Raw genomic sequence first — 9391 nt, forward strand, 5'->3', positions numbered from 1 at the left:
TGATTTGTTTAACAGAAGCTCACCCCCACCCCTTGTGTACAGACATTGCAGCCAGAAAGTTTCAAGCGACCAGCAAAAAATACCAGTGTAAACAAAAGCAATTTGTTCAAAATAAACCATATTACTTCAGAAGGGAATGACCGTTATGAATGGCTACGGCCTTCATGAAACGTTAGAATTGCACGAATTGCTTACGTTTAAGAACCTTTGTTTGACAAAATCTTCAACGATGACGGGACTTGTACAAGATGAAGAATTAAAGAGTATTCTTGAGCAGGATGCTCAAAAAACAAAACAGCAGGTTGCGCGTTTGCAGGAATTGCTGTCAGTGAGAGGTGAACAAGCGTGAATGAGTTCTTTCAAAAATTAGCCGGAATGGGCAGCATGACCGAACAAGTGATCGCAACGGATTTTTTAATATCGGCAAAGACAGGCGTAAGAAATATTGCAGCTGCCATCACAGAATCTTCTTCCCCAGAAGTCAGAGAAACACTGCAGCAATATTTACATGACGCGATGAATACCCATGAACAAATTTTTCATTATATGGCTGCAAAGGGTTTTTATCATTCTAAAGATTTAACTCAGCAAATAAGTGTCGATCTTGAGGCTGCAGATACCGCTAAAGATTTGCCACAAATATAGGTGATCAAATGAAACATATTATCGCTCTTGCTTCTAAGACAGCTTTAACTCTTGCCCTATTGTATGTGATTTTGGATAGAGTTTACCATGCTTCCTTTTTAAGTGTGCTGTTTATTGCATTTTTCTTAAGCTTTGTAACATACCTTTCCGGTGACATCCTGATCTTGCCGAGAACCAGCAATATAACAGCTTCACTGGCTGACTTCGGACTTTCACTCGTTATTCTTTGGGTCTTTCTTGAAACGCAAACTAGAAACGGTTTCTCACCGTTTGCAGCCGCTCTGATTGCGTCTGTCTGCCTTACTGTTTTTGAATATTTTTTTCACCGGTATTTACTGAAAAATGTGCTGGATGAAACATTCCGAAACGAACTGACTGTCAAAGATAACACTTTGCAATATCAAACTGAGGCATCAGATGAATTGTTTCCTGAAGCCAATGATCAGAAGGACGAAAAATAAGGAGGCGCAAAGCCTCCTTATTTTAATAGCTGTTTTCTATGAAATGGGTCATCACTTCTGTAAAATCATAAAACCTCTCATTTTGAGTCGTGAATCTGCTCTTTAAAGAAAAGATGCCAAACAAAGATTCTCTGAAACCTGTACTCATCTCTAATTGGATGCTCAAACCGGTTTTTGATTTATTCGCTATATTGTTTGGACTTACGCCTGCATGCGGATGATCCGTACCAAGCAATTCAGCCGGAAAACCGGCTTTTTGCAGTTTTGAAACTAATTCTGCCGCTCTTGATCGGTCTGTTCCGCCGATTTGTATCTGTTGGTCCTCTCCTGCATATCCATGCAATGAAATGACATACTCATGACTTGCTACAAGCTTCAGTGCCTGAGGCTCATCAAAATGTGTGCTTGTTATATGCAGTACTGAATTTCCAGACGTCTTCAAACCTTCAAACAAATACATGGAATATTCTTTGCTGAGCTCTCTCGCTAATTCACTTGTGCCGCCTTCAATACCTCCTCCGTGAATAGCTAAAACAAGCACAGAGCTGCCGGTTTCTTTTGTGGCAATGTTATAATCTGAAGGATCTTCGTGATTCTTTAATTCCTCGAAATTCTGATAGATATCCTCTGCATATACAGAAGAAACCGGAACAAACAACAAGAAAATTAACAACAATTTTACATTTTTTAAAGTTGATGGAAAACGTTTGACTATGTTACAATCAACATGCTTCAAGGAATGGAGCAAACGGCGGAGCAGGGATACTTTGGCCGGTTTCATCTACTCCGCCTCAAAACCAAAAACACAGGATGCTGGACTCTTTGAGGCTTTAGCACGAATTATCTCGTCCTCCTTGTTAAATTTTTGTTAAATTCACAATATTATATACCATTAGCCCGGGCGCTGTTCTTCACATTTATGAATTTATACTCCTTAGCAAAAAGTAAGATCGCACCGGCTTTATTCTCATTCCCGCATTACATAAAAAAAATGCACCCGCCTGCTGGCTTGTGCACCTTTTACTTTCTGTTATTCCCGCGTTTCTTTACTTTATTGAGCTTATAAATGTCTTTTTCAATTTTTCTTATTCTCCGCTTTTGCGGCATGGCTTTTATTTCACTATAAACAGCAATAAACCCGCTTAAAGTAACTGCTGTAATATAAATGAAACGGTGTTTGATAAAACGGTCAACAAGATCATAGTCACCTGCTTCTTTTTCAAGCCTTTCGATTACATCTTTATCGAACAGCTGATCGACATAAACTTGCTTCATCCCCACTGCAAATCCCGCAGCCAGCCATACAATCAGAAACAAACTGATATAAAACATAAAAATCCTTCCTTCCCCGTCTGTATGAGGCGCAGCATGAAAATGTGCCGAACCGTTGTTTGCCGGACGAGAGACTGTCAGATGAACTATTGTCTTTGTTTTATATTATTCATTTGGACGGGCAATATGTAATGTCATATTCTACAGTTAGAAATTGAATCCCAAACAGCCACATTTCATGAACAGCTGTTAACCTGCTTGCACCCGGAGCCTTTATTAGAAAGGTTTCAGATAATGGAAGCGGGCAGGTCCCGATTCTTGTTCTAAGATAAATCCCTTCATCCCCAGCACCGCTTTTTCTCCGCCTGCTGGTCAAAATCAGGTTCTCTTTGTGATGATAAGGCTTTAAAATGCCTGTCATGTTACTGAAAGGAAGCGGCAGAGAAATATTCATGTACCCCTCCCCTTTTGAGCGATATACAGAATACAGCGCGGTAAAAATGGTTTCGTTTTTTTCATTTGTTCTGATCCAGGCACGTACCTTTTTTCTTCCGTCTTTTTTTGAATGGACACCTTTTATTGTACTGTGCATCCTATACCAGTCAGGATTCGTTGACAGATGTATTTGTCCGGTTCTTTTGCTGATGTATTCATACATTTTCGCAAAGGGCTGAAACCAAGTGCTCCACGTCACTTTTGCTTTTACCTCATAATCTTTCGTCTGTTCATAAAAAGAAACAATCAACGGTGTCAAGTGCTCCGGTGAAAAATCGTTCGAACGAAGGCTTCTCATATCATCCACAAGTCCGCTATATCGAATGTTATTTTCAGCGTGAATGTTGTGCAAAAAGTTCTTTCCGATTGTTCTCTTTCCGTATATACGGCTGAAAACCTTGACACTCGCATCCGAGGGCTGAGGATTTTCTTTTCTCCATCCTGCAAGAGCCGGCAAAATAACACCGAATGCGTTCACGACACCGTGTATCCAAATCATTTGGCTGATGGTCAGCGTGACTTCTTGCCGGAATACACCGAATGAGTAAATGAAAGAGAAACTGATCGTTATCATTAACACGACAGAAGACAGTCGGATAAGCACTTTTCCTGTCTTACTGCGAAAAGCTGTCTTAAATATTAAGTATGAGTTAAGATATAGTGCCGCCATATAGATACTAACCGCAAATATATCAAGTGTTTTTGAGTATGTTATTCCGAGTGCGATGAGGAGCGGCGACAGTAAAATAATCCATGTCACCCAACCGTACATAACCCGTTTTTCTCTATTGACTCTGCCAAGTAAACCATGAAAGATCGGGATCAGAAAAGCAGAATAGTGAAAATGAACCGCTGTGAGCAAAATAATAAGAGGACCGAAGTGCAGGATATGTAAATGCGCAGCATAGGCAAAAAACCAAAATCCCCCTCCTCCTAAATAAACGAGTCCTAACAAAATAGATGTTTCTTCGATTCTATGTATTTTTGTTTTCGAGAGCCGCAACAAACCATATAAAGCCAACAAAGCAGTGTATATCCACCAGATCAGTGCAAAATACCCCACGTCTGTTACAAGGGCTAATACCGCGAAAACAGCTGCTGCCGGATAGATGTGCATCAATATTTTTTCCGAAAATTGAATAGTCCTGTGAGCTGATTGATGAAAAACAAAAGGAAAAATTCCCGGCACAAAAAAGAGAATGGAAAACAAGACAAGCGCCTCCGCAACTGATATGTCGGGAGCTTCAGATACAAGAAACCAAATGAAACAAAGCGCACTAATGAGGCCGTTTCGTTTTAACATACTTCTCCCTCTGTTTCCTGAAACGTCCCTTTATAATAAAAAAGAGTGCCAAGAATTGCATTTTCCACATGAACTTGAATAGTGAAACAGTTGTTGCTTTCATCAAAAGTTTCGCAAACAGTGGAATTACCGCTCAGCCATTTTGGCAAAGGAATTCTTTTTCCGCATATTAATAGCCATTGCTTCCCTGATGTAATGTGGAGAGACCCGTCAGAGAGTGCTTCAAAAGTTAAAACGGACAGCAGAATATGAGGTTGGCCGAAAAAATCAAGTATTCGTTTTTCATTTTCGTCGTATACCATAACTGCATCAAAGAAACGCTTTTTATCTTTAAAGACAAAAGTCCGATTCCATTCAATCCCCGTATGTTCCTGCTTCGTAAGACATGTTCTGTTTTTAATTGTAAAAGGGATGTCCTTTCCTCTTTCTGAAAAGAAACATCTAAAAAACACCCCGCACTTCAGCAGCATTCTGACAAAAAAAGACCCTCCGCTTATTTCTGACATCGTTCCTCTTCCGCTGAATGTATGTGACCTGTCTAATTGATAACGTTTCTGCAGCTTGGGATGTAATAGATGATAATTTATAATTGTTTTTTTATACATTGAACTCACCATTTCACTTCTTTCTTTTTCGTTTCGTATGCCGAGCACTTGGAAGCCGGAGACTGATCAAGCCGCTTGCCGCAGTAACCACACTTAACAGTAAAGAACATATTCCGGCATCCAGCAAAGCGAAGACAGCAAAGATACAGGTCTGCACAGCATGAAGTGTCCATTTTCTCTTTAATGGACTCAGCCATAAAATGCCCAATCCTATCTTCGCTGCTCCTGCCATATTGTTCGTTTCAAGATCTGTAAACCCGTGGTAAAACCAAAACAGACTAAAAAACAAGCACGTCAGCATATAGACAAACGCATAACGGATCAATTGTTTCGGATGTTTATTTTGTTCAATCCAAAGTCTCAATGAATCAAAACTCCATGCTGTTGCCCACCCCAACAGCGGCCGAAATAATAAACGGTCAATCCATCTTCCCAGAAAGCCATATGCCGTTTCATATTGATATTGCGTCATAAATGTAAGCTTCCCGTTATCATGCTGTATGTATTTCCAATACCCGCTGCCTTTTTTAATCAAGGATAACGGATGGTTGGAGGAAAAGGCCAGGGAGGATACTCTTTGAGAGGAATGCAATTTCGTTCCCACGGTTTCACCAGCACCTGACACCTTTAATCCAAAGCCAATTCTTGTCTCGTAAAGAAACCTCTGCGCTTCATTTACGCTTCTGTGTAAATATGTAATGTCAGAAAACCGCAGATCCCATTCCTTATGTAACGATGGGTTTTGCGTATATTCCCAAAGCTTGTCCAGGTCAGATGTCATCTCGATTTCGACATAAATCGGCTTCTGTTTCACAGCCCCTCCTCCCTTCTTTTTCTAGCAGTTCCTATATTAGCATATTTATAGTATTAAAATAGATTAACGTTAAAATTTGAGTTCAAAGCCTTCTACATCATCTGAAACCTCCACAGTTATCCCCATAATGGTCTTAGGTTTGGAAACGTAAACAAAACGCATCTCTTCTTTTAACTGCTGAAGTGTGCTTTCATTAACTACAATCTTCGCGGGTTTTCCCGGACTATTATCAATGGCCGCTTTTATTTTACCGAGCACGCAGAACCCTCCTTCTTTACATTCTCATCACGATAGAAAAAGCAGAAATATCAGCATAATTACATTAACTACAGCCAAAATGCCTGAGACATATGCTATGCTCTTCTTTTTTCTCCAGAAAAACAGCACATTGGCCCCCATAACACAAAACTGATCAGTGCACAAATACCCGAAATGCTAATTGATTAAAAAGAAATCTTTGTTCATAAAAGCCCATTGCAGCCAGATAAATCATCAAGATCGTTAAATTTTTAGAATGAAACACCGGACAACAGATTCAGCATAATTCATGCTAACTCTGGACATGATTTCGTTAGATGATATAAAATTTGCTTGAAAGTATATATTGGATAAAGAGGAGCAATATATGGATAAATATCAAGAAAAAACATTACCGGACATTACGAAACATATAACATTAGAGGCGCCTATTCAAAAGGTTTGGGAGACAGTCTCAACTTCAGAAGGCATAGCCAAGTGGTTTATGCCGAATGATTTTCAGCTGAAGGAAGGATATAAATTTCATTTACAATCACCATTTGGACCATCACCTTGCAAAGTTTTGACGGTTCATGCTCCCGAAGAGCTTTCTTTTGAATGGGATACTGATGGATGGATTGTTACATTTCAATTAACAGACGTAGGGAACAAAACAGAATTCACTCTCATCCACAGCGGTTGGAAGAAGCCGGATGAAATGATCGGTAAGGCAAACGAGAAAAGCTCAGTCATTCGGGATAAGATGGATGGCGGCTGGACAGGCATTGTGAATGAACGACTTCGCAAGGCTGTTCAAGAGTAAGGTATTTCATTGCTCATACAGTATAAAAAGAGAGAGCTCCCTCTCTCTTTTATTCATGACAAAGTTAAATTCACTGAACTGTATCTCCGAATCAATCATAAAACGTAACTGTTTTTGATTTACCAGAGTAATCAGTAACAAAGAACTCTGCCTTGTTATTGCTTCCATCTACAAATTTCCCGATACTGCTAAAGGTATGACATTCTCCGGGTGAAAAATAATTAGAACCCACATATTCATCAGGGTTGTCACCAGCATCATCCTCATATAGATGCAGCGATACGGAGAAAGGTGTACTTCCTGAAAGACAAACTCTAAAATCACCTCCGCTCGAGTATACCGTCGGACTTGAATAAGTATAAGTGTAAGTCCCAAGCTTATCCCACTCTCCGGCTCCAGCAGTTCCCGCTTTTTCTGCATGTGCAGATAATGGAAAAGCCACAGCGAACATGAAAACAGACAGGTACCCTATTAGCTTATTGCATCTCATAATTAATATCTCCCCCTTATTTTGATCATAGCAACTTACAGTTATATATATATCACCCCCCTTTAAATAAAATTGCAGGTATGTGTATGGCATTGGAAGCTTCATACGTTTTATCATCAGCATTTTTTCCTGAATAAATCACATCATTCTCCCTTCGCCTGTGTTATACAAAATATTCAAATCAGACGTATTCTCATTTGAACCGCCATCTTTTATAATTTGTTAATAAGGGTTCGTACTTCAAACAAGAGGAGGAGAAGCATCATGGAATTAAGCGTCACAAAAATGTTAGTTATTTTATTTGTAGGCTTTTTAGTGTTTGGTCCTGATAAGCTGCCTGCGCTTGGCCGATCTGCCGGAAAAGCCTTATCAGAATTTAAAAAAGCGACCAGCGGATTGACTCAAGACATAAGTAGTAGTGGTTCAGAAAACAAAGAAGACAAGCAAATGTAAGGTAAAATGATTTGGCCGATGCACATCGGCTTTTTATATTGTTGTTTCTGCATGATCCCTCAGTTTTCCTCTGATTTTTTCTCAACTTCTTTTTTGGACAGCCCTTTTTTACTTTTGCACTTTAAACTGTCCAATCCGCAAGCTCTAACTTCCATATAATAAAGCGTATGATCATAAAAGGAGGGGTATTTATGGGTTATTACAAAAAATATAAAGAAGAGTATTATACGGTTAAGAAAACGTATTACAAGAAGTATTACGACTATGACAAAAAACATTATGATCACCATGACAAAAAAGATTACTACTGTGATTATGACAAAAAACATTATGATCACGACAAAAAAGACTATGACTACGTTGTAGAGTATAAAAAGCGTAAGAAACACTGCTAATACTCCATTTAATCTCCTCAATTTTGCTTCCCCGGTCAATGGCCGGGGGTTTTTTTGCAGAAAAAACTATGTAACTTCAATGTCTAAACGAATCATAGGTCTAATTTGTTAAAAAGGATAAAGCTTTTTTACCTTTGGTGAATGTCTTACAATTATTATTTGCCCCTTAATGCTGATTTTTTAAAAAAATTGAACATTTGGTACATAGTTTAATTAGTTTATTTTTAGGTCTATGGTGTCAATATATAAACATAACCCATTCATAAACATGAGATTTTAACGATTTTGTCGATTTATCTTAATAAAAGCAGTTCCAAAATAAGGTATAATAATTGGCGAAACCACTTTTAAAAGGGGGAATTTTGTTGAAAAAAGTATTAATTGCAGGTGCAGTTGGAACAGCTATTCTTTTCGGAACCATTTCTTCAGGAGTTCCAGGTCTTCCAGGAGCAGACACTCAAGTGGCAAAAGCGGCTTCTCAGCTGCCTAAGGGAATCGGCGGACGCGCCTACATAAACAGTACAGGCGCTGTATTCACGGCTAAAATTAAGCTTCCCGACACTGTGAACATCCAAGACTCTGTCTCTACCCCTTATATTTATTCAGGCTTTAGCGCAAAAAACGGAACTGAGGCAGATATCGGCCTTCAGTACAGCAAACAATACAACGTCTGGAAACCGCTCATGAAAGTCGGTTCTAAAAATGATGAAACGTATATCGAAGGAAAAGAGAAATTCACTTATAATAAAGGCTTTCGTCCCGGAAGCACAGTGCAAATGACGATCTACAAAAACTTGAACGGGAATACTCGCATGACCCTCTGGGGAACAAACAATGACGGTTATACCGGACGTATTATCATGGAAATTCAAGGATCAAACATCGGCACTCTGTCGAAATGGAAAACACTTGCCACCGCTGCGGTTTCAGCTGAAAGCCAACGCTCTGCCATTAAAGCAACTTTTTCAACAACTTTTAACAATATCACAATCGACAATAAAGCAGTGACACCTGTCGTAGATACACAGGATTTTGCAAAAGTCCTCCCTTCTGGAAATAATGTCACGATTTCTGTTAATAAATAAGGAATGCTGCAAAGGGCCGCCGGCATTGCCAGCGGCCTTTTTTGGTTGTATAACCTGAACACTTTATTTGTCCTCAGAAGCCTGATAAATGTAAATCCATATAAACTCACACTGATTAACTCAATACCACACCCTTTTTGTGTTTAGCTTAAAAGATTTCGAAATTACCAACCCATATAGTCTGTTCTTGTTATGTATTTCACATTTTTGCTATTCCGTTCTCTTCAAGAACCCTGCCTTAATTAATAGCTGTGAACTTTTATTTTTCCACTTCGGATCTAATACCACACTTTAATTCTTTAACATTCACTGT

Annotated in this window: 14 protein-coding genes; 7 read left to right on the forward strand and 7 right to left on the reverse strand. The window is 39.1% G+C overall.

The features are described from left to right. Positions 1-145 precede the first annotated feature (145 nt). The 3 genes from MTN95_RS00445 to MTN95_RS00455 are packed head-to-tail and all read left to right on the forward strand — an operon-like array spanning position 146 to position 1106. Positions 146-349 (forward strand): DUF892 family protein, encoded by a 204-nt coding sequence (locus tag MTN95_RS00445; protein WP_024121571.1) that lies wholly within the window; start codon positions 146-148, stop codon positions 347-349. Next, a complete protein-coding gene (locus tag MTN95_RS00450) occupies positions 346-645 on the forward strand; it encodes a spore coat protein (RefSeq protein ID WP_059335692.1) in 300 nt (99 codons plus the stop codon). The genes MTN95_RS00445 and MTN95_RS00450 overlap by 4 nt, the downstream gene beginning before the upstream one ends. A gap of 8 nt (positions 646-653) precedes the next feature. Then, entirely contained in the window at positions 654-1106 is a 453-nt protein-coding gene (locus MTN95_RS00455) for a YndM family protein (protein ID WP_044155741.1), read from the forward strand. A 22-nt stretch (positions 1107-1128) separates the two neighbouring features. Here MTN95_RS00455 and MTN95_RS00460 read toward each other — a convergent pair whose 3' ends face one another. From MTN95_RS00460 to MTN95_RS00485, 6 genes are all read right to left on the reverse strand, one after another. Next, positions 1129-1887, reverse strand: a complete 759-nt coding sequence (locus MTN95_RS00460) for a poly-gamma-glutamate hydrolase family protein (RefSeq protein WP_248336551.1) — start codon at positions 1885-1887, stop codon at positions 1129-1131. A 239-nt stretch (positions 1888-2126) separates the two neighbouring features. Further along, a complete protein-coding gene (locus MTN95_RS00465) occupies positions 2127-2438 on the reverse strand; it encodes a hypothetical protein (protein WP_248336553.1) in 312 nt (103 codons plus the stop codon). 109 nt (positions 2439-2547) lie between these two features. Then, positions 2548-4176, reverse strand: coding sequence for a YndJ family protein (locus MTN95_RS00470; protein WP_248336555.1), 1629 nt, complete (start codon positions 4174-4176; stop codon positions 2548-2550). Further along, entirely contained in the window at positions 4170-4790 is a 621-nt protein-coding gene (locus MTN95_RS00475) for a DUF4166 domain-containing protein (RefSeq protein ID WP_059291759.1), read from the reverse strand. The genes MTN95_RS00470 and MTN95_RS00475 overlap by 7 nt, the downstream gene beginning before the upstream one ends. 4 nt (positions 4791-4794) lie before the next feature. Continuing rightward, positions 4795-5595 carry a hypothetical protein gene (locus tag MTN95_RS00480; protein ID WP_248336557.1) on the reverse strand — a complete coding sequence of 267 codons (801 nt, stop codon included), beginning with the start codon at positions 5593-5595 and terminating at the stop codon, positions 4795-4797. Between the two features lie 69 nt (positions 5596-5664). After that, entirely contained in the window at positions 5665-5853 is a 189-nt protein-coding gene (locus MTN95_RS00485) for a hypothetical protein (protein ID WP_105954351.1), read from the reverse strand. 367 nt (positions 5854-6220) lie between these two features. Here MTN95_RS00485 and MTN95_RS00490 point away from each other — a divergent pair, with 367 nt between their 5' ends. Next, complete coding sequence (locus MTN95_RS00490; RefSeq protein ID WP_105954350.1) at positions 6221-6655, forward strand: SRPBCC family protein; 435 nt, start codon at positions 6221-6223, stop codon at positions 6653-6655. Between the two features lie 91 nt (positions 6656-6746). On the opposite strand, the gene MTN95_RS00495 is transcribed toward MTN95_RS00490, so the two are convergent. Next, the gene (locus MTN95_RS00495) at positions 6747-7145 is read right to left on the reverse strand and encodes a hypothetical protein (protein WP_024121564.1); all 399 of its coding nucleotides are present in this window, start codon (positions 7143-7145) and stop codon (positions 6747-6749) included. 264 nt (positions 7146-7409) lie between these two features. Between MTN95_RS00495 and MTN95_RS00500 the strand changes: the two genes are divergently transcribed. The 3 genes from MTN95_RS00500 (at position 7410) to MTN95_RS00510 (ending at position 9078) form a co-directional block, all read left to right on the forward strand. Further along, positions 7410-7598 (forward strand): twin-arginine translocase TatA/TatE family subunit, encoded by a 189-nt coding sequence (locus tag MTN95_RS00500; RefSeq protein ID WP_248336559.1) that lies wholly within the window; start codon positions 7410-7412, stop codon positions 7596-7598. 191 nt (positions 7599-7789) lie between these two features. After that, a complete protein-coding gene (locus MTN95_RS00505; RefSeq protein ID WP_024121562.1) occupies positions 7790-7993 on the forward strand; it encodes a spore coat protein CotC in 204 nt (67 codons plus the stop codon). Positions 7994-8355: 362 nt separating this feature from the next. Continuing rightward, positions 8356-9078 (forward strand): YrpD family protein, encoded by a 723-nt coding sequence (locus tag MTN95_RS00510; protein ID WP_142396290.1) that lies wholly within the window; start codon positions 8356-8358, stop codon positions 9076-9078. Positions 9079-9391 lie beyond the last annotated feature (313 nt).

Origin of the sequence: Bacillus sp. 2CMS4F (assembly GCF_023161785.1) — a bacterium.
Lineage (GTDB): Bacteria > Bacillota > Bacilli > Bacillales > Bacillaceae > Bacillus > Bacillus halotolerans.